The organism is Testudinibacter sp. P80/BLE/0925 (assembly GCF_053570785.1).
This window is the reverse complement of record NZ_CM131636.1, coordinates 793,713-814,316: the sequence shown is the minus strand read 5'-3', so window position 1 is coordinate 814,316 and position 20,604 is coordinate 793,713. Positions and strand designations below refer to the sequence as shown.

The window sequence follows — 20,604 nt, the reverse complement described above, 5'->3', positions numbered from 1 at the left end:
TAATCATTGTGATTATTTGAGAGCTGGATCTCATATTTAATCATCATTATAGGGTATAAAACCCTATAAGTTGATTGAATTAAATCAATATGATTCAAGTTTTGCATAAAAGGGGGCTCACTCGAAAAAACTTCGCCTTTCTTAATCAATTACTTTACCCGCAACTTTTTTAGTTAATTTTATTTAGAGGATACAGACCATGTTAAAACTGAAACATTCACTAAAAATTGCCTTAACCGCTCTGTTCTTTACCGGCGTTGCCCAAGCCAGTGTTGAATCCACCATCATCTCCCAACCACCGGGCAATGGCTGGTACACCTATGGCACCTCATTTAATCGTTTAGTGCCTGAAGCGACCAATAATGAATATAAAATCAAGTTAATTCCTCGTGGGGGCGGCATGACCAATCCGGTGGTAGTTAACGATAAAAAAGCCGATTTCGGATTCGCAACCTCAAATGCAATTGTTTGGGCGAGAGACGGGTTAACCGACCTCTATAAAGACAAGCAAAATAAAGATCAACGCTTGGTTTTTGGCAATATGCAAGAGGCCTATACCATCATTGTTGCACGCAAATCATGGGTTGAACAAACCGGTAATGATACTTTAGAAAAAATTATCAATGCCGATAAAGTGGTCATTGCAACCAAACCGACCGGTTCCCAAGTGCCGATCATTGCCGATTTTATTTTCAAAGCGCTGGGCACAGACTTTGAAAGTATGAAAGCCAAAGGTAAGGTCGTTCAAATCAGCAGCGGACAAACCAGCCAAATGCTAAGAGACAATACGATTGATGTCTACATCGATAATGTGCCTGCCATGCACCCGAATTTGACCGAAATGACCCTGACAAATGATGTCGTATATATTCCATTTCCACAAAATGTATTGGACGCCTTGGCTGAAGTCGGATTGCCGACCGGCACCATGCCAAGCGGCACCTATAAAGGGCAAGAACAGGATTATATCAATCCGGTCAGCGCAACAGTATTTATTACCAACGCCAGTGTTGCCGATGATACTGTTTATAACGTAACCAAGGCTTTGGTGGAAAAACAACAGCAACTTAAAGAGGCTCATGCTCCGTTGAATTATTGGAAACCGGAATTAATCGCGCAAAATGCTGCTTGGTTCGAATTACACCCGGGCGCCGCAAAATATTTCCGTGAGCAAGGTTGGATCAAATAAGCATTTTTTAATCTATAGGTATCAATATGAAATATGATCTCTTTTTGAAGATATTAGCTTCCATCCTTGGGATTTTCTATATCACATTTTTATTGCAGCAATTCTTTGTGCCAATGTCACCATTGGCGGCTGCCAGTATCCATGTGTATATGGCGACTGCTTTAGTTTTTTGTTTCAGACCATTGGAATTAAAACAAAACCAATATTTAGGGCGGGCAATTGATTTAATTTGTATCGGGTTAACATTATACATTTGTTACCACTACTATATTTCAATTCCAAGATTGGAATCCCGTTTAGAAATGATCGATGATGTTTTATTCGCGGATAAATTCGCTTTTGTTGCCGGTTTAGCGATGTTATTCGAAGCGGTAAGACGTTCAGTAGGTTTCTCACTGTTATCCGTCGTGATTATTTTCGTACTTTATGGGTATTTTGGACCCTATTTCCCGGGATGGACGGCTTTCGAAGGATTTTCTCTTGATACCATGACAGAATTAATCAGCATGCAAACCGAAGGTTTATTCGGTATCACTGCCAGCACTGCGATTAACTTTGTGTTTTACTTTGTGATGTTCGGCTGTGTATTCACCATGACCGGCGGCGGCAGTGTCTTCATTGATTTAGCAATGAAAGCAACGGCGCCGCTACAAGGCGGTGCTGCCAAAATGTCATTATTGGGCTCCGCCTTATTTGGTATGGTCAGCGGCTCCGCCGTTGCCAATACCACCTCAACCGGAGTACTAACAATCCCGATTATGACCCGTTCCGGCTATAGCAAAGAGCAAGCGGCGGCAACCGAAGCCATAGCCTCTACCGGCGGACAATTAATGCCGCCAATCATGGGGATTGCCGCTTTTGTCATGTCCGATATGCTAGGCATTCCTTATGTGGAAATCGCTGCCGCCGGCTTAATTCCCGCCGTGGCATTTTATTTTGCATTATTTGTAATGGTTGACCTCCGAGCCAGAAAAAGCGGCGTCGGTAATATCTCCATCAAAGAACTAAAAATCGAACCGATCTTACCAAGAATCCACTTATTGATTTCACCGCTATTACTCATCATTGCGCTAATCGCCGGGTATTCTGCACCATATGCCGCCTTTGTCGGTTCCATCGTTGCGCTATTAGCCCCGTTATTACGTAAAAGTACCCGTTATAGTCTGAAAACCATCTATCCGATAATTATTGATACGGCAAAACAGATGGCTTGGGTTTCCGTTCCATTGGCTTCGGTCGGTATCATCATGGTCGTGGCAACCCAATCCAATCTCGCGTTTAAGTTTGTTGAAATCTTAAGCGAAGTCGGTACCGGCAATTTATACTTATCACTGATTATGGTCATCTTTGGCTGTATTATCATGGGCATGGGGTTACCAACCGTCGCCGCTTATATTATCGGTGCGATAATCTTTGCACCGGCGTTAATCGATTTGGGCGTCGATCGCTTGGCTGCCAATATGTTTATAATGTATTACTGCGTCCTTTCCATGGTAACGCCGCCTGTCGCACTCTGTTCCTATGCCGCGGCGGCAATTGCCAATAGTAACTCGTCCAAAACCGGTATGATCGCATTTTCTTATGCCCTCGTGATTTTCCTAATCCCATTCAGCTTTATTACCGATCCGGTTGTACTCTGGCAAGGCAGTATTGGTATGATTTTAATCGCCTTCTTCGGAATGCTGGTTGCTACCCTATGTTGGGCAATTTTCCTGCAAGGTTGGATGAAGAAAAATCTGAATATGGTTGAACGCATAATCTTCTTGGCCATCAGCTTAGGTATTGTGTTGGATAATTCCGGTACCGCACTTTGGTATACCTGCCTGCTGTTTGCTTTCGGCATGATACTTTGGTGTTGGAAAAGTGCCGTGCCTAAAAAACCAGTAGTTGCTTAATTTATTTGTAGCAAAAGCGTAAAGGAATAATGAATATGAACCAAACAACAGAAACCGTCGTTGCCAATGGACTGATTGAATACGGTAGCAATCCCGATGTCGCTACCGCCATAATCCCGGTGCAATGTCCGCAAAACCATGCTTCGAATTTATTTGAGTTGCCAAATGGCGATTTGCTGTGTACATGGTTTGGCGGCACGCAAGAGGGGATTGCGGATATTTCTATCTTTCTTTCCCGCTTACCGAAAAACAGCCAACAATGGACAAAACCGCAACAATTATCCAATGATACATCAAGATCAGAGCAAAATCCGCTCCTCTTTCTCGATCCGGATAATGTATTATGGTTACTATGGACGGCCCAAAAATCGGGCAATCAGGATACCGCCATAGTCCGTTATCGCCAATCGACTGATTTCGGTGAAACCTGGGGCGAGATTGCGGTTTTATTGGATAAACCCGGCACATTTATTCGTCAGCCAATCACCGTGCTGGTAAATGGTGATTGGCTTCTGCCGGTTTTCTACTGCGTCACTCAGCCTGGAGAAAAATGGGTTGGCAATAATGACTATAGTGCGGTAAAAATTTCCTCTGATAAAGGAAAAACCTGGCGCGATGTACTGGTGCCGGACAGTGTAGGCTGCGTGCATATGAATATCACGCCGTTAAAAAACGGCTCATTAATCGCTCTGTTCCGTAGCCGTTGGGCAGATTATATCTATAAAAGTATCTCATCCGACGGCGGTAATAGCTGGTCATCGCCGGAGCCGACCGCACTTCCCAATAATAATTCGTCTATTCAGGCAACCACATTAAAAAACGGCGATCTCGCATTGGTTTTTAATAATTCCAGTGCATTAAATGCTTCGGAAAGACGTCTTTCACTGTATGATGAAATTGAAGACGAAGATGACGGATTAACCGAAAACACCGGGCAAAGTGCGGTTTCCCCGCAAGGGAAAGCCGCTTTCTGGGGTGCGCCGCGTGCGCCGATGACGTTGGCTATTTCAAAAGATAACGGCGAAAACTGGATTATTGTCAGAAATCTGGACGAAGGCGACGGCTATTGCATGACCAACAACTCACAGGAAAAACTCAATCGGGAATTTTCCTATCCGAGTATTATCCAAGGTAAAGACGGTGTTTTGCATATTAGCTATACCTATTTCCGGCAAGCAATCAAATACGTACGGATAAATACGCTCTAGCGCGTATTTATCAGGAGAATCTATTATGATCGGTGGCAACCTGAATTCATTACACAGTGCCGGGCTACCCGGCATTTTAACCACGTTATTGGCGAATCCCGGGCTATCTTTAAATGCATTATCCGCCAAACCCGACGGCAGATACCAACCTGATGGTGCAGAATGGTTTTATACTATCAATGTCTCTGAAACCAGCCCAAGAGAATCACGGCATACCGAATTACATCAACGCTATGCCGATATACAAATTGTGTTGCAAGGCGAGGAAATTATTCACTATTCCCTGCTCGACTGCTTAGCCGAAGAAAAAGAGGAAAAAAAGCCCGATTTCTTTATTCTTACGCAGCCAAAACTAACACAAGCGATCCATTTGACGGCCGGAGATTTTGCGGTATTTTTGCCGGGTGAAGCCCATCAGGCGCTCTGTATGGTGAACCAACCGGGCAAGGTCAGGAAAGCCGTATTTAAAATTCCTGCAAAAATGCTGGGGTAGCGCAATGCATACTAAAAAACATGCGGTTGTTACCGGCGTCAGCTCCGGAATCGGTAAAGCGATTCTGGCGTCTCTGCTACAAAACGGTTGGCGAGTCACCGGGTTAAGCCGGCGTCCGCCAAGTGAAAATTACCCTGCCGAATTTCTGTTTCAGAGTATCGACTTAAACGACACGGCGGCATTAAAACGCTATTTACAGGGTATTGCACATGTAGATGCCGTCATCCATGCCGCCGGCAGCATGACAGCCGCTGGTCTGGGTCAACTGGATGAAGAACGTAGCCGACAATTATGGCAGCTGCATGTCCATGTTGCTGAAATATTGGCGAATACCTTGCTTCCTAAATTACCCCGAGGCGGCAGAATTGTACTGATTGGCAGTCGGACATCGAAGGGGATGGCGGGCCGCTCACAATATACCGCAACCAAAGCGGCGTTAGTGGCAATGGCGAGAAGCTGGGCCGCCGAACTCGCGCCAAAAGGTATCACGGTTAATGTTATTGCTCCGGGAGCGACGGATACCCCAATGTTAAAGCAGCCGAATCGCCAAAGTTCCGCACCAAAACTTCCCCCGATAGGTCGTTATATTATGCCTTCTGAAGTTGCGGATTATGTCGACTATCTTCTTTCACCGTCCGCGGCGGCAATTACCGGGCAAGAGTTAATGATCTGTGGCGGAGCATCATTATAAAATGTTGATTATTTTATCTTGTATCTAACACATTGGTGTTAGAATGTTATAACAATAAATCTTTACCTTATAAATCAACATTCAGGAATGTATTATGCCAAAAGAAAGAGCGGAAAAAATAATATTATTTCTTAAAAATCATAATATTGCGACTGTCGAGCAATTGGTCAAAGTCACAGATTCTTCCCCGGCGACGATTCGTCGCGATCTGATTAAACTCAGTGAAGAAGGGACTATTCTCCGTACTCACGGTGGCGTGAGCCTGAATCAATTCATTCCTTTCCAACCAACAACTAACGAAAAACTCGCCAAACAAATTTTGGAAAAAGAAAGAATTGCCGAATATGCTATGTCGCTGATTTCTCCCGGCGACTCTATCGTGCTGGATGCCGGCACCACAACCCTGTGTATCGCCAAGAAAATCGCCCATATGCCGTTGCGGGTGGTCACCACCGACTTACACATTGCCCTGCTGTTATCGGAATACAAGCAAATCGAAATTATCGTCACCGGCGGCAGAGTGGATAACAGCAGCCAATCCTGTATCGGCAACTATGGTCAAGAAAGCTTACAAAAAATTTATCCGGATCTCGCTTTTGTCAGCTGTAATTCCTGGAGCATGGAAAAAGGCATTACCGCCCCCACCGAGGAAAAAGCGTTTTTGAAAAAATGCTTGGTACAGAACGCAAAGCGCAAAGTGCTGGTCGCCGACAGCAGTAAATACGGAAAATATTCTTTCTTTTGTGCGACACATTTAAACGAACTCACCGATATCGTTACCGACAGCGCGCTAAGTGCGGTACAACAGCAAGAAATGCAACAGCGAAACTTCAATTTAGTGATGGTCTAAATTGGTTTATTTTACCCCAATCCCCGATGTAAATTTATTCATCGGGGAATAGCTTATTTTGTTAGCGCTCCTTCCGTATCTCCGCCACATCCCGCAACAACTGCCGCACTTGCGGATCCGCAAAAATTTGATCTAAAGTGCGGTTCAAGCGTCTGCGCCAGTTCGGGTATTGGGTGCTGGTGCCGGGGATATTGACCGGTTCGGTCATGCCGAGCCAGTCTTCCGGCTGCAAGCCGAACAGGGCGCTGTTGACCGCCGCCACATAGCGTTGCAACTCGTGGTTGAACGCCAACGGGCAGGCGGAGTGCAAACTCTCGTCCACCCCCTCGGGAATGGCAATCTCGGCTTCACGCAGACGCTGTAAAATCTTGGCTTTGGCATTGACTCGATCCCGTTGTAAAATTGCCAAGATTTTCGGATCGGGATAGACGTCATACTGCTGCCCCAACTCAAAATCGTGACCGCGCCAGTAACCGTTGACGGTCGGCAGATCGTGGGTGCTCAAGGTGGTCATCGCCTGATACGGATACTCCGCCAACGCACGGCTCTGCCCTTTTTGATCAAATTCAAAATAGAAAATTTTATAGGAAAAAATAGCGGCGTTTTTCAGCTTGCTGATAATCGCTTTCGGCACTGTCCCCAAATCTTCACCGATAATCATGCATTGTTGTCGTTGGCTTTCCAACGCCAAAATCGCAATCAAGTCGTCCACCGGATACGCCACATAAGCGCCGTTTTTGGCGCTGTCGCCACGCTTCACCCACCACAGCCGCAACAGGCACATGATGTGATCAATGCGTAGCGCACCGCAGCTTTGCATATTGGCGCGGATCATCTCGATAAACGGGCGGTACGCCTGCTGTTGCAACACATGCGGATTCATCGGCGCCAAGCCCCAATTTTGCCCTTGCGGCCCTAAAATGTCCGGCGGTGCGCCGATCGAGACCGTTAAACAGAACAACGATTTATCCAGCCACGTTTCCGCGCCGTTCGGAGTCACGCCCACCGCCAAATCACGATACAAACCGATCGGCATGTTTTGTTGGCGGCAGAATTGATAGCATGCCTCAAGCTGTTCGGCGGCACACCATTGCAACCACGCGTAAAACCGCACTTCGTCTTCATGTTCGCGTTGGAAATCGGCGACCGCAGCGGCGTGATAATCCTGATATTCCGCCGCCCAACAATCCCACCCCCACTGCTCGGCAAAACGGGCGCTCAAATCGGCGTGCAACGCGTCAAAGGTGGCTTGCACTTGCAAACTTTCACCGCCTTGTTGCACAAAGGCTTGGAACTGTTGTTGCCGCTCGCTTATGGTGTGTTGTTCAGGGGTGTGTTGTTCAAACTGGGCAAACGCAAGCTGCAAGCCGTGCAATTTCAACGCCATTACGGCGCTGTAATCAATCCAATCCGCCTTGCGTAACTGCGTCAATTGCTGTTGTACGGCTTCCGATTGAAACCAGCGTTGCGCCGCCGCACTTTGCTGAAACTCCGGCAGGTTCGCCACATCGATATAAATAATATTCAACCAGTTGCGTGACGACGGGCTGTACGGGCTTGCCCCCTCGGGATTTGCCGGGAACAGGGCGTGAATCGGGTTCAAGCCGATAAAATCGCCGCCGTTTTGCCGGAATTCGGCTAAAAATTGCCGTAAATCGCCGAAGTCGCCGACGCCCCAATTGCTTTCCGATTTCAGGGTGTAAAGCTGCACGCAACTGCCCCACAACTTTTGCTTGGCTTGGATTTCAGGCGGTTGGTAGCATTGGCGCGGCGCAACGATAATCGTCGCCGCAGCGGCGTGCCGACCGCACTTTAAGCTTAATCGATGATAACCGAGCGGCAAATCGCGCGGCAAATTCAGGGCATTCCGTTTGATTTTGCCTTGTACGCATTCGCCGTTTTCTAACTGCAATTGCCATTCGCCGTGATAACGCTGCCCGTTATGCACATTCAGCCGCAAATAAGCCGGGCTGTTATGGTAAAACACCTTCACCGGCGGCAACAGGTTTTTCGGCATATTTTGCGGAATTTTGCCGTCAAACGCAGCCAAAATCTGGCTTTTTACCGCACTTGACGCATAACTGCGCAAGCCGTGTTCATTGAAAAAATAACGCTGAATACCGGCGTTGGCAAATGCCTGTTCTACTTTATCCGTCATACCGCACTTCCTATTTCTTTAACCAAATCCGTTGCTGATAATCCCTAATCGAGCGATCCGAACTGAACGCCCCCAACCGTGCGGTGTTCAAAATCGCACTGGTCAGCCAAGCCTCTTGATCGAGATAACGCAAACCGACTTCCTGCTGCGCCGAAACATAGCTGTCAAAATCGGCAAACACCAAGAACGGATCACGTTCGAGCAGGCTTTCGAGCATTAAACGGAACTGCTGCTTGTCGCCGCCGCATACGTTTTTCTTGGTCAGAAAATCGACCGCTCTTTTCAGCGCCGGATTGGTTTTATACACCGCTTTCGGGTGGTAACCGGCTTGCAACAGCGCACGCACGCTCTCGACCGTATGCCCGAAAATAAAGATATTCTCTTCGCCGACCATTTCGGCAATCTCCACATTGGCGCCGTCGAGCGTGCCGAGGGTGAGCGCACCGTTGAGTGACAATTTCATATTGCCCGTGCCGGAAGCCTCTTTGCCCGCCATCGAAATCTGCTCGGACACGTCCGCCGCCGGAATGATTTTTTCCGCCAGACTGACACGGTAATCCGGCAAAAACGCCACTTGCAGCTTGTCTTTCACGCTTTTGTCGTTGTTGATCAGCTGCGCCACGTTGTTGATGGCGTGGATAATATTTTTCGCCAAATAGTAGCCCGGCGCCGCTTTGCCTGCGAACACGAACAGCCGCGGGGTGTAGTCCATATTCGGGTTATCTTTCAACAGCTGATAGCTGTGAATGATGTTTAACAAATTCAGGTGCTGGCGTTTATATTCATGGAAACGTTTGATTTGAATATCAAAAATCGCCTCGCAATTGACCCGCAAGCCTAAGCTGCGTTCGATCTCCTCCGCCAAAACCTGCTTGTTGCCCTGTTTGATTCGTCGGTACTCCTCACGGAAACCGCTGTCGTTGACCTGTTTTTCCACCCCGCTAATCAAAGACAGATCCCGTGTCCAGTCGCCGTCCAAAGTGCGGTCTAACAAATTCGCCAAGTTCGGGTTGGCTAAACGAATCCAGCGACGCGGGGTGATACCGTTGGTGACGTTGCGGAATTTGTTCGGGAACAGTTGATGGTATTCAGGGAACAGATCACTGACGATTAAATCGGAATGGATTTGCGCCACGCCGTTGACCGCAAAACAGGCGACCACGCACAAATTCGCCATTCTGACGCGATAATCATACAAAATCGCCACTTTCTGCCAAATTTCGGCATTTTCGCCGAATTGCGCCATCACTTGTTGTTGAAAAATTGCGTTGATTTTATCCACAATTTGGAAATGGCGTGGCAGCAGGCGTTTAAACAGGCGCTGATCCCACTGTTCCAATGCTTCCGGCAACAATGTGTGGTTGGTATAGGCAAAAGTGCGGTTGCAAATCGCCCACGCCTCGTCCCACGAAAGCTGGTATTTATCTAATAACAGCCGCATTAATTCCGGAATAGCAAGGGTCGGGTGGGTGTCGTTCAGTTGGATAATCTGCTTTTCCGGCAGTTGTTGCAGGCTGTAACCGGCGCTGAAATGGCGATCCAAAATGTCCGCCACCGAACAGGCGCAATGGAAATATTGCTGCATTAAACGTAATTTTTGCCCGTTTTGATGGTTATCGTTCGGATACAACACTTTGGTCAAGGCGGCGGCAGCCACCACCTGTTTTTCCGCCTTCAGGAATTTGCCGTCGTTGAAATCGGCAAGATCGAACTGCTGTTCATTGTCTGCCTGCCACAAGCGCAGCGGTTGCACCACGCCGTTGTTATAACCGAACACCGGCAAATCATAGGCTTTGCCCTGAATCAACAGCGCCGGTGTCCATTGGTATTGATCGCCCTGCAAGCGTTCACTTTTGCCGCCGAAACCAATCATACAGCTTTTGCCGCTGTTGTAAGTCTGCCACGGATAGTGATTGCGCGCCCAATCGTCGCCCTCTTCCGCTTGTTTGCCGTCGTTGAATGACTGTTTAAATAAGCCGTATTGGTAATGCAAGCCGTAGCCGGTCGCCGGTTGCCCAATCGCCGCCATCGAATCCAGATAACACGCCGCCAACCGCCCCAAACCGCCGTTGCCCAATGCCGGATCGCGTTCCTCTTCCAACAGATCGCTCAACTCGATTTGGTATTGTTTCAGGTATGACCGCACTTGCTCATACCAACCCAAATTCAGCAGATTATTGCCGCTCAGCCGCCCGATTAAAAATTCCATCGACAGGTAATTAACATGGCGCAGATCCGACACCAGCGGCTTGCTGTCGGCATAGGATAAATCCAGCACCGCCTGCGACACCGCTTGGTACCACTGTTGCAGGCTGAGTTGCTGCGGATTTTCGACGTTTAAATAACGGCATTGTTTTTTAATCGCCAAGTCAAATTGCTGACTGTCGAACGGAAGGGTTTGTGTCGCTGACATGAAATTGTCTCCTGATATTTGAATAAATGTAACCGAATGATTTGGCACCATTATGCAATAACCCGATGATTTTTACTCCTCCTTGTTGCAATCTTTATGGGAGGATAATCGGGGCGTAAACGGTTAGCGCTTGTATGCCTCGCCAATAGCTCTTATCATTAGCCTATTCTTATCATATTTGCAGGAAAAATCATGCTTATTCCGTCAAAACTCAGTCATTCGTCACGTTTACAGCATATCGTTGTCCGCTCCCGTTTGCTGACGCTCTTGGAAAAAGCCTGCCACTATCCGTTAGTACTGATTAACGCGCCGGCCGGTTACGGCAAAACCACGCTGTTATCGCAATGGGCGGAAACCCAACCGCATATCGGTTGGTATGCATTGGACGAAAGCGACAATGAGAGCGAACGTTTTATCGCCTATTTCCGTGCGGCGTTGGCACGGGCGACCCATCAGGAAAGCGGCAGTACCGCCGCCAATCCGGCGCAAACCAATTTTTTGGCGGCGTTGAGCCGATTATTAGTCGAAAGCAACCAGTTCAAACCGCACTTTTTTGTGGTGATTGATGACTATCACTTGATTGATAACAATGAAATTCACGAAGGGCTAAAATTTTGGATTAAGCACCAGCCGCAAAATATGACCCTGATTCTGATTTCACGCACCATGCCGCCGCTGAATATCGCCAATCTGCGCGTGCAGGAGCTGCTGTTGGAGTTGGACATCACCCAATTGCCGTTCACCCACGAAGAGAGCCGCCAGTTTTTTCTTGACCGAGGTGAGGAATCACTGTCGCAACACGAGGTTAACCAGCTTTGCGATCAAGTCGAAGGCTGGCCGACCGCACTTCAGTTAGTCAATTTATACGCCCGCCAGCATAATACCTCGTTGCACGAAGCGGCAAAATCGATCACCAAAATCAACAGCAACCATATCAGCGAATACCTAAACGACGAGGTGTTTCGCAATCTCGCTGCCGACACCCGCCTGTTTTTATTGCGCTGTTCGCTGCTGCGCTCGATGAACGAATTTCTGGTCGAAAAAATCACCGGTTTGTCCGACAGCCGCCAACGCTTGGATCAGTTGGTGAAACAGGGCTTGTTCGTCTATCCGATCAATATCGATCAACAAGAACAATGGTGGCGTTTTCACCCGTTGTTCGCCTCTTTTTTAGAGCATTTCCGCGAGCTGGAGCTGCAAAACGAATTGCAGCGTTTACATCAACAGGCCGCCGACGCTTGGCTGGAAATCGGTTATTCCACCGAAGCGCTGTATCACGCCATGCAGTTGCAACAACAAGATACGCTGTTGGCAATGCTGCAACAAATCGGCTGGCAACTCTATCATCAAGGCGAGCTGAAATTACTGGAGGAGAGCCTAAGTGCGGTTCAGTTGCAACAGCTGGCGATCTATCCGCGTCTGGTGCTGCTCAAGGCTTGGCTGCTGCAAAGCCAGCACAAACACCATGAAGTCGGCGGTTTGCTGAAAAAATTCGCCGTCGCGGTACAACAACAGCAAATTGCGGTCGACCAGCCGCTGCAGGCGGAGTTCGACGCCCTGCGCGCGCAGGTGGCGATTAACGCCGGCGATGATCACACCGCACTTCAGCTTGCCACCACCGCGTTACAGCACCTGCCGCAAGAAAAGCAGTATGCCCATATCGTCGCCACCGCCGTGATCGGCGAAGCACAACATTGTCGCGGGCAGCTGAACCAAGCCTTGAAAATGATGCGCGAGGCGGAAAAACTGGCGCAGCAAAATCAGGCGTACCACCATATTTTATGGTCGCTGTTGCAGCAGGCGGAGATTCTGCTGGCGCAAGGCTTTCTGCAAACCGCCTATGATATTTTGGACAAAGCCACGTTGTTAGTGAAAAAACAGCACCTGCAAAAACTGCCGATGTATGAGTTTTTACTGCGTCTGAAAGGGCATATTTTATGGGAGTGGTATTCGCTGGATAAAGCCGAAACCATGGCGGAAGCCGGCTTGCAGGTGTTGGCGGACGAAGCGGATAAATTGCAGTGCCTGTCCTTATTGGCGAAAATTTCGATTACGCGCGGCAATTTGGACAACGCCGAACGGATTTTACGCCGTCAACGCAGCCTGCTGCAAACCCACCATTATCACAACGACTGGCTGTCGCACCATAACGAAGCGGAATTGTTGTATTGGCAGATGAAAGACGAAGTGCAGCAAACCCGCTCTTGGCTGCTGCAAAGCGACAAACCGGCGCAGGACACCAATCACTTTTCCCACCGCCAATGGCGCAATATCGTGCGTGCCAACATTATCTTGCAGCAATACGACGACGCGTTACTCCTCAGCGAAAAACTGATCAGCACTGCCAGAACTTATAATTTTATCAGCGAATTAAACAAAGATCTGGTGCTGCATAACCGTGTCTGTTTTCTGCAAGGCAAATTCGTCGAGGCGCAAAAAAGTTTGTTGGAGGCGTTGGAAATCAGTAAACAGACCAACTTTATCAGTATTTTTGTGATCGAGGGCGAAATTATGGCGCAGCAGCTGCGCCAACTGCTGCAACTGAATATTCTCGATGAACTGCTGACCCACAAAGCGCAATTTATCCTGCGCAGTATCAACCAGCACTACCGGCATAAATTCGCCCATTTTGACGAAACCTTCGTCGAAAAATTGCTGCAAAATCCGCAAGTGCCGGAGTTGTTGCGTATCAGCCCGTTGACCCAACGGGAGTGGCAGGTGCTGGGCTTAATCTATTCCGGCTACAGCAACGAACAGATTTCCAGCGAGCTGCAAGTCGCCCCGACCACCATCAAAACCCATATCCGCAACCTGTATCAAAAAATCGGCGTCAACAACCGCGCCGAATCGATTGAATATACCCGCCGTTTGTTGACGTTGATGGGGTATTCCAATTGAGCCTAAACCGCACTTTGCCGGTAATCGGTAAAAGTGCGGTTGCCTCAACGCAATAAAATTTAGCCTTTCACCCCACCGGCGGTCAAGCCGCCGACCAGCCAGCGCTGCGCCAGCAGGAAAACCACGGTGATCGGGATTGCCGACAGCACCGCCGCGGCGGCGAAATCGCCCCACAGGTAGTTTTGCGGATAGAGATATTGCTGCATGCCGACCGCCAACGTGTAGCTGTTGACATCGCGCAGCAACAGCGACGCCACCGGAAATTCAGTGATGGCGGCGATAAACGACAGAATAAACACCACCGCCAAAATCGGTACCGACAGCGGCAGCAACACCAAGCGGAATGCCTGCCACGGCGTAGCGCCGTCCAGTGCGGCGGCTTCTTCCAGCGAACCGTCGATGGTTTCGAAATAACCTTTAATCGTCCACACATGCAACGCAATGCCGCCGAGATAGGCGAAAATCACGCCGCCGTGCGTGTTCAAGCCCAAAAACGGCACATACATTCCCAAGCGGTCGAACAAGGCATACAGCGCCACCAGCGACAGCACCGCCGGAAACATTTGGAAAATCAACATCCCCTGCAAAATGGTCTTTTTACCTTTGAATTTCATGCGGGCGAAAGCGTAAGCGCAAGTGGTGGACAGCGCCACAATCCCGATCGCACTAATTCCGGCGATTTTAATTGAATTCCACAGCCACAACAGCACCGGAAACGGCGGCTTGGTGATTGAGCCGTCGGCATTGATCACTTCCATGCCTAACGCCAAGCGCCAATGCTCCCACGAGATTTGCTGCGGGATCAGATCGCCGAGCGCCAAATTGCCCGGCCGCAGCGAAATACCGATCACCATCAATAACGGAAACAGGATCAGCGCCAAAAAGCCAATTAACAACAGATGGGTTGCCCACAAACGGTAGCGCATTGATTTCGGTTGCACCATTGCCATATTTTTTCTCCTAATCCAGTTTTAACTTGGTGGCTTTCAAATTGAGCAGTGCCAGCCCGCCGACCAACAGGAAGATAATCGTCGCGATCGCCGCCGCCAAACCGAAATCTTGTGCGCCGCTGCCTTCAAAGGCGATACGGTAGGTGTAGCTGACCAATAAGTCGGTGTGCCCTGCCGGCGTGGACGTGCCGATCATATCCGGACGCCCGTTAGTCAACAGTTGGATCAACACAAAGTTATTGAAATTAAACGCAAACGAGGCAATCATCAGTGGCGTCAGCGGTTTGATCAGCAACGGTACGGTGATTTTGCTGAAATTTTGCCAAGTGCTGGCGCCGTCCATTGCCGACGCTTCGTATAAATCTTGCGGAATCGCTTTCAGCAAGCCCATACACAAAATCATCATATACGGATAACCCAGCCAAGTATTGACGATAATAATCATCACTTTGGCTAACGTCGGGCTATTGAACCACTCCGGACGGATACCGAACAATTGGTTTAAAATCAAGTTGATTTCGCCGAAACTTTGGTTAAACAACCCTTTGAAAATCAAAATGGAGATAAACGCCGGCACGGCATAAGGCAAAATCAGCAGCAGACGGTAAACGCCTTTGCCGCGCAACGGTTCCCACTGCACCACGCACGCCAGCACCATGCCGATCACCACGGTAAACAACACGGTCAGCAGCGAAAACAGCACCGTCCAGATAAAAATCTGGATAAACGGTTTTTGAATGCCGTCGTCGGTAAAAATTTTAACGAAATTGCCCCAGCCGGTGCTGACGGTATAACCCGGCTCCAGCGTTTCGCTTTGCCAATTGCCTTGCGTATCAATCCGTTGGAAAAAACCGATCTCGTTATTGGCTTTATAACGCTTGCCGTTTTCCAGATTAACCAGCTCTTCGTTTTCGTCGTTATACTGATAGCGCTGGCTCTGTTGGGCAAACTGGCGCAGCGAACTCATGCTCAATTCGTTGCCGTCCGGCAGAATCAAACGGCTTTGTTGCAACGCATTACGATGTTCAATCACGGTTTTAAGCGGCACGGCAGGCTGTGCGCTGACCGCACTTTCGGCGTTTAACGCGATCGTTTCCGCCCCCAACGCAAACTCATCGGACAGGTAGCTTGCGCCCTGCGGCGAGGTCACTTCGATTTGCCACCGGTTGTCCGGCTGTGCGAACAACTTGAAATTGTATTTCTCGCCTGAAAAATAACGCTGTTGCGACAGCACGCTGACCGCTCTTTCAAAGGCAAGCTGGTTGGTGCCGCTGTAATTGGTAAATGCAATCACAATGGTGCAGACCAGCGGAAACAGAATGAAAATCCCCATGCCCATAATGCCCGGATAAACATAGCGCCAAGCGTAAGTTTTCCGGTTGGCGAAAACATAGATGCCGGAGCTGATCACAATCAGGGTGAGAATGGCAAACAGGATCTCGCCCTGCAGATACATCACCGAAACCAGATAAAAATCGAGCAGCAGTACCAGGGCGATTAGTCCCCATTTAAGGTATTTGGCCGCCGCAGACGTATCCGTCAGCGACCAAAGAGATTGTGTGGTCGTTTGTTGCATAAAACCGCCTATCCGAAAAAAGAGACCGCACTTTTACCTCACGGCGTTCGCCGACGGCAGATAAAGTGCGGTTGAAACCGATTATTGCGCCTTGATACGGGCGGCGGCGTCATCCAGCGCTTCTTTCACGCTTTGGCGCTGATTCACCGCATTGATAATCGCACTGCGCTCCGCATACCAGAATGCAGCCATTTGCGGTACATTCGGCATGATTTCGCCGTTTTCCGCATTTTGCATGGTGGCGGCAATGCGGCTGTCTTTTGCCAGTTGTTGCTGATAAGATTTCAGCGCCACCGCACCCAACGGCTTGTCTTTGTTGACCATATCCAAGCCTTCATCGGTCAGCAGGTAGTTTTCTAAAAATTCGACCGCCAAATCCTGATTCGGGCTGGCGGCGTTGATCCCGGCGCTCAACACCCCGACAAACGGTTTGGACGGCTGACCATTCAAGGTCGGCAACACGGCTACGCCGTAATTGATACCGCTCTTTTCAATGTTGCCCCATGACCACGGGCCGTTAATCGTCAACGCCGTTTGCCCTTTATTAAACGAGGCTTCGGCGATCGCATAATCGGTATCGGCATTGATAATCTTATTTTTCACCATATCGACAACAAATTGCAAACCGCGCAACGAACCTTCGTTATTGACACCGATATCGTTCACATCATATTGGTTATTGGTGTATTTAAATGCATAACCGCCGTCAGCGGCAATAATCGGCCAAGTGAAATACGGTTCCGCCAGATTCCACATGACTGCATTTTTGCCCTCTTTTTTCAATTTGGCGTCCAGCTCGACGACCTCTTCCCAGGTTTGCGGCGCTTTCGCCACTAAATCTTTGTTATAAATCAATGATAAGGCTTCAATCGCCACCGGATAGCCGATGATTTTCCCGTTGTAACTTTCCGCGTCCCAAGCAAAAGACACGAATTTGTCTTTAAACTCCTGACTCGGGTGCAATTCGCTCAACAAGCCGGATTGCGCATAGCCGCCGAAACGGTCGTGTGCCCAAAAGACGATATCCGGGCCGTCACCGGTCGACGCCACTTGCGGATATTTCTCTTCCAATTTATCCGGATGTTCGACCAACACCGGAATGCCGGTGTCCGCTTCAAATTTTTTACCGACTTCCGCCAATCCGTCATAGCCCTTATCGCCGTTGATCCAAATGACCAGCTTGCCCGCTTCCAGTTTTGCCATGCTGCCGCCGGAAACCACCAACGCCGCAACCGCACTTAGGGTGAGTGTTAAAAATTTATTTTTCATATCGACTGTCCTTAATTTAAATTTAAGTAATAACAAAAGTATTGTGTTTGACATCCTAGTTGTCGCCAATAATGCCCTTTTTACGGCTAAAATGACATCATCCCCCACACTCCTCCCCGCGCTGGCAAACGGTGATCTTGATCACACAAATCCTGGTTTTTGCGATAATGATCACAAAAAATAACATGATAAACAAGATCCTGATCACAATATCGGGGCATAAAAAATATTTTACGATTTTGCGTTATTTTTCATCTCCCCCTTAAAAAAACGGCCGAAGGAGGATTTTTTTCTTGCATTATCGCTGCATACTGGCCACCATAAAATTTTAATCATATTGAGTTATCAAGGGATAAACAGCGGTGAAAACGCCGTAAGGCTTACAGGGGAAAATTATGTCGAGTCTTTCTTTACGTAAAATATACAAATCTTATGGCGATATCCATATCTCCAAAGATATTAATTTGGAAATTGAAGAAGGCGAATTCGTCGTATTCGTAGGCCCCTCCGGCTGTGGTAAATCCACCTTATTGCGCATGATTGCCGGCTTGGAAGACATTACCTCCGGCGAACTGTATATCGGCGACACGTTGATGAACGATGTGCCGCCGGCAAAACGCGGAATCGGCATGGTGTTCCAATCTTACGCCCTCTATCCGCACTTGGACGTGGCGGAAAATATGTCGTTCGGCTTAAAACTTGCCGGTGTTAAAAAAGAGGAGCGCAATAAACGGGTTAACCAAGTCGCTGAAATTTTGCAACTGGCGCATTTGTTGGATCGCAAACCGAAAGCCCTGTCCGGCGGTCAACGCCAACGGGTCGCCATCGGGCGGACATTGGTCTCACAGCCGCAAGTTTTTCTGTTGGACGAACCGCTCTCCAATCTCGATGCCGCATTGCGGGTGCAAATGCGGGTGGAAATTTCAAAATTACACAAAAAACTCAACCGCACGATGATTTATGTTACCCATGATCAAATCGAAGCCATGACCTTGGCGGATAAAATTGTGGTGTTGAATGCAGGCGGAATCGCACAAGTGGGCAAGCCGTTGGAGCTTTACCACTATCCGGCCAACCGCTTTGTCGCCGGTTTTATCGGTTCGCCGAAAATGAATTTTCTGCCGGTGAAAACCACTGCGGTGGAGCAAGCGCGGGTGCAAATCGAATTGCCGGACGCCAATCACCATCGTTTTTGGATTCCGGTCGCCGGTGACGGCGTGAAAGTGGGCGAAAATCTGTCGTTGGGCGTGCGTCCCGAACACTTGATTCCGGCGGCGCAAGCTGAAGTTAAATTAAAAGGCATTGTCACCGTGGTCGAACTGTTAGGCAATGAGACCCAAATTCATCTGGAAATTCCCGAAATCAAACAGCCGACACTGGTTTACCGGCAAAACGATGTGGTACTAGCCGAAGAAGGGCAAGTGATGGATATCGGCATTGTGCCCGAGCGCTGCCACCTGTTTAAAGAAGATGGCAACGCTTGCCGGCGGCTACATCGAGAGATAGGCGTATAGCTTAACCAACCTATTGTTTTTATTAAAAAATTTAAATATTCCGACTATTTTATCAATATTCGGACGGGATATTTTTGTCTGTAAAACCCGGCTTATCCGCTTCGGTGACGATAAGCAAATGAAAAATGTAGTAATTTTAACCAATAAAAGAGGCCAACATTATGAACAGTAAAAAAACCCTTCTCGCGATTGTTATCGGCAGCACCTTACTTGCCGGTACAGCAAGTGCGGTCGATTTCCACGGCTATGCCCGTTCCGGTATCGGCTGGACGGCAGGCGGCGGTGAACAAAGCGCATTTAAAGCCACCGGTGCTCCGGCCAAATACCGTTTGGGTAACGAAGCCGAAACCTATACCGAATTCAAATTGGGGCAAGCGTTATTCAATCAAGGGGAAAAAAGTATCTATTTGGATACCAACGTCGCCTATTCGGTGAATCAACAGGTAGACTGGGAATCAACCAGCCCGGCATTGCGCGAAGTCAACGTACAGTTTAAAAACTTTGCCGATTCGTTACCCGGGGCAACGCTTTGGGCCGGTAAACGTTTCTATCAGCGCCACGATGTGCATATGAATGACTTCTACTATTGGGATATTTCAGGCCCCGGTGCAGGGGTGGAAAATATCGATCTGGGCTTCGGGAAATTGTCTCTGGCGGTGACGCGTAATACCGAACCGGCCGGCGCCTATTCTTGGGAATATAACGAGATCAGCAAAAAGTGGGAAACCAATAAAAATAAGAACGTTTACAATGATGTCTTTGATGTCCGTTTAGCCGATTTAAATGTCAATAAAAACGGTAAATTGGAGTTCGGGGTCGATTTTGGTAATGCCCATACCAAAGACGGCGTAAAATTTGCCGACGGTGCGAGCAAACGCGGCTATATGCTGACCGCCGAACATACGCAAAACGAGTTCTTCGGCGGTTTTAACAAATTCACCGTGCAATATGCAACCGATTCCATGACCTCTTGGAATACCGGTCACTCACAAGGCGCTTCGGTGAATAACAACGGGCATATGCTGCGCTTGATCAATCAAGGGGTGGTTAAACTCAGTGATCGTGTCGAAACCATGTACGCCTTGATTTATCAAAAAACCGATCTGGATAATAATCAAGGTAATACCTGGTACTCCGCCGGTATTCGCCCGATGTATAAATGGAATGATACCATGAGCACCTTGGTCGAACTGGGTTATGACCGCGTCAAAGATCAAGCCAGCGGCAAAAAGAACGATCTGAAAAAAGTCACCTTGGCCCAACAATGGCAAGCCGGCGACAGCATTTGGGCGCGTCCGGCAATCCGGGTCTTCGCCACTTACGCAGATTGGAATGACAAATTCGGCGATCGAACCACAAACCCGAGCAAATACGGGAAAGCCAGCGATCATGAATTGGTATATGGCGTGCAATTCGAAGCTTGGTGGTAATCGCCAAACCGCACTTTGTCACGCGGCTCGACAAGCAACCACGATAAAGTGCGGTCTTTTTACTTTTGTT

The 20,604-nt window shown here is 48.6% G+C and carries 14 protein-coding genes; 9 read left to right on the top strand and 5 right to left on the bottom strand.

Annotated features, from left to right (window positions below; translation table 11 throughout):
- Positions 1-199 precede the first annotated feature (199 nt).
- From ACWA5Z_RS03945 to ACWA5Z_RS03920, 6 genes are all read left to right on the top strand, one after another.
- A complete protein-coding gene (locus tag ACWA5Z_RS03945) occupies positions 200-1,189 on the top strand; it encodes a TAXI family TRAP transporter solute-binding subunit (protein WP_431054018.1) in 990 nt (329 codons plus the stop codon).
- A gap of 26 nt (positions 1,190-1,215) precedes the next feature.
- On the top strand, positions 1,216-3,084 hold the full coding sequence (locus tag ACWA5Z_RS03940; protein ID WP_431054017.1) for a TRAP transporter permease: 1,869 nt from the start codon (positions 1,216-1,218) through the stop codon (positions 3,082-3,084).
- A 35-nt stretch (positions 3,085-3,119) separates the two neighbouring features.
- A complete protein-coding gene (locus ACWA5Z_RS03935) occupies positions 3,120-4,292 on the top strand; it encodes a sialidase family protein (RefSeq protein WP_431054016.1) in 1,173 nt (390 codons plus the stop codon).
- Positions 4,293-4,317: 25 nt separating this feature from the next.
- Positions 4,318-4,785 (top strand): YhcH/YjgK/YiaL family protein, encoded by a 468-nt coding sequence (locus tag ACWA5Z_RS03930; protein WP_431054015.1) that lies wholly within the window; start codon positions 4,318-4,320, stop codon positions 4,783-4,785.
- A gap of 4 nt (positions 4,786-4,789) precedes the next feature.
- Positions 4,790-5,476, top strand: coding sequence for an SDR family NAD(P)-dependent oxidoreductase (locus ACWA5Z_RS03925; RefSeq protein WP_431054014.1), 687 nt, complete (start codon positions 4,790-4,792; stop codon positions 5,474-5,476).
- A 94-nt stretch (positions 5,477-5,570) separates the two neighbouring features.
- Entirely contained in the window at positions 5,571-6,326 is a 756-nt protein-coding gene (locus tag ACWA5Z_RS03920) for a DeoR/GlpR family DNA-binding transcription regulator (protein ID WP_431054013.1), read from the top strand.
- A gap of 61 nt (positions 6,327-6,387) precedes the next feature.
- Here the strand turns inward: ACWA5Z_RS03920 and malQ are convergent, their stop codons facing one another.
- The gene (gene malQ, locus ACWA5Z_RS03915) at positions 6,388-8,484 is read right to left on the bottom strand and encodes a 4-alpha-glucanotransferase (RefSeq protein ID WP_431054012.1); all 2,097 of its coding nucleotides are present in this window, start codon (positions 8,482-8,484) and stop codon (positions 6,388-6,390) included.
- Between the two features lie 10 nt (positions 8,485-8,494).
- Positions 8,495-10,897: a maltodextrin phosphorylase gene (gene malP, locus ACWA5Z_RS03910; RefSeq protein ID WP_431054011.1), complete on the bottom strand. Its 2,403-nt coding sequence runs from the start codon at positions 10,895-10,897 to the stop codon at positions 8,495-8,497.
- Positions 10,898-11,089: 192 nt separating this feature from the next.
- Here malP and malT point away from each other — a divergent pair, with 192 nt between their 5' ends.
- The gene (malT, locus tag ACWA5Z_RS03905; RefSeq protein ID WP_431054010.1) at positions 11,090-13,795 is read left to right on the top strand and encodes an HTH-type transcriptional regulator MalT; all 2,706 of its coding nucleotides are present in this window, start codon (positions 11,090-11,092) and stop codon (positions 13,793-13,795) included.
- A 59-nt stretch (positions 13,796-13,854) separates the two neighbouring features.
- Here the strand turns inward: malT and malG are convergent, their stop codons facing one another.
- The 3 genes from malG to malE all read right to left on the bottom strand — a co-directional run bounded on the left by malG (position 13,855) and on the right by malE (position 17,590).
- Positions 13,855-14,745 carry a maltose ABC transporter permease MalG gene (gene malG / locus ACWA5Z_RS03900; protein WP_431054009.1) on the bottom strand — a complete coding sequence of 297 codons (891 nt, stop codon included), beginning with the start codon at positions 14,743-14,745 and terminating at the stop codon, positions 13,855-13,857.
- A gap of 10 nt (positions 14,746-14,755) precedes the next feature.
- Complete coding sequence (malF, locus tag ACWA5Z_RS03895; RefSeq protein WP_431054008.1) at positions 14,756-16,321, bottom strand: maltose ABC transporter permease MalF; 1,566 nt, start codon at positions 16,319-16,321, stop codon at positions 14,756-14,758.
- Positions 16,322-16,402: 81 nt separating this feature from the next.
- Complete coding sequence (malE, locus tag ACWA5Z_RS03890) at positions 16,403-17,590, bottom strand: maltose/maltodextrin ABC transporter substrate-binding protein MalE (protein ID WP_431054007.1); 1,188 nt, start codon at positions 17,588-17,590, stop codon at positions 16,403-16,405.
- A 395-nt stretch (positions 17,591-17,985) separates the two neighbouring features.
- Here malE and malK point away from each other — a divergent pair, with 395 nt between their 5' ends.
- Together malK and ACWA5Z_RS03880 are read left to right on the top strand one after the other, a co-directional pair.
- On the top strand, positions 17,986-19,104 hold the full coding sequence (malK, locus tag ACWA5Z_RS03885) for a maltose/maltodextrin ABC transporter ATP-binding protein MalK (RefSeq protein ID WP_431054006.1): 1,119 nt from the start codon (positions 17,986-17,988) through the stop codon (positions 19,102-19,104).
- Positions 19,105-19,265: 161 nt separating this feature from the next.
- Positions 19,266-20,534, top strand: coding sequence for a maltoporin (locus tag ACWA5Z_RS03880; RefSeq protein ID WP_431054005.1), 1,269 nt, complete (start codon positions 19,266-19,268; stop codon positions 20,532-20,534).
- The last annotated feature ends 70 nt before the right edge of the window (positions 20,535-20,604 follow it).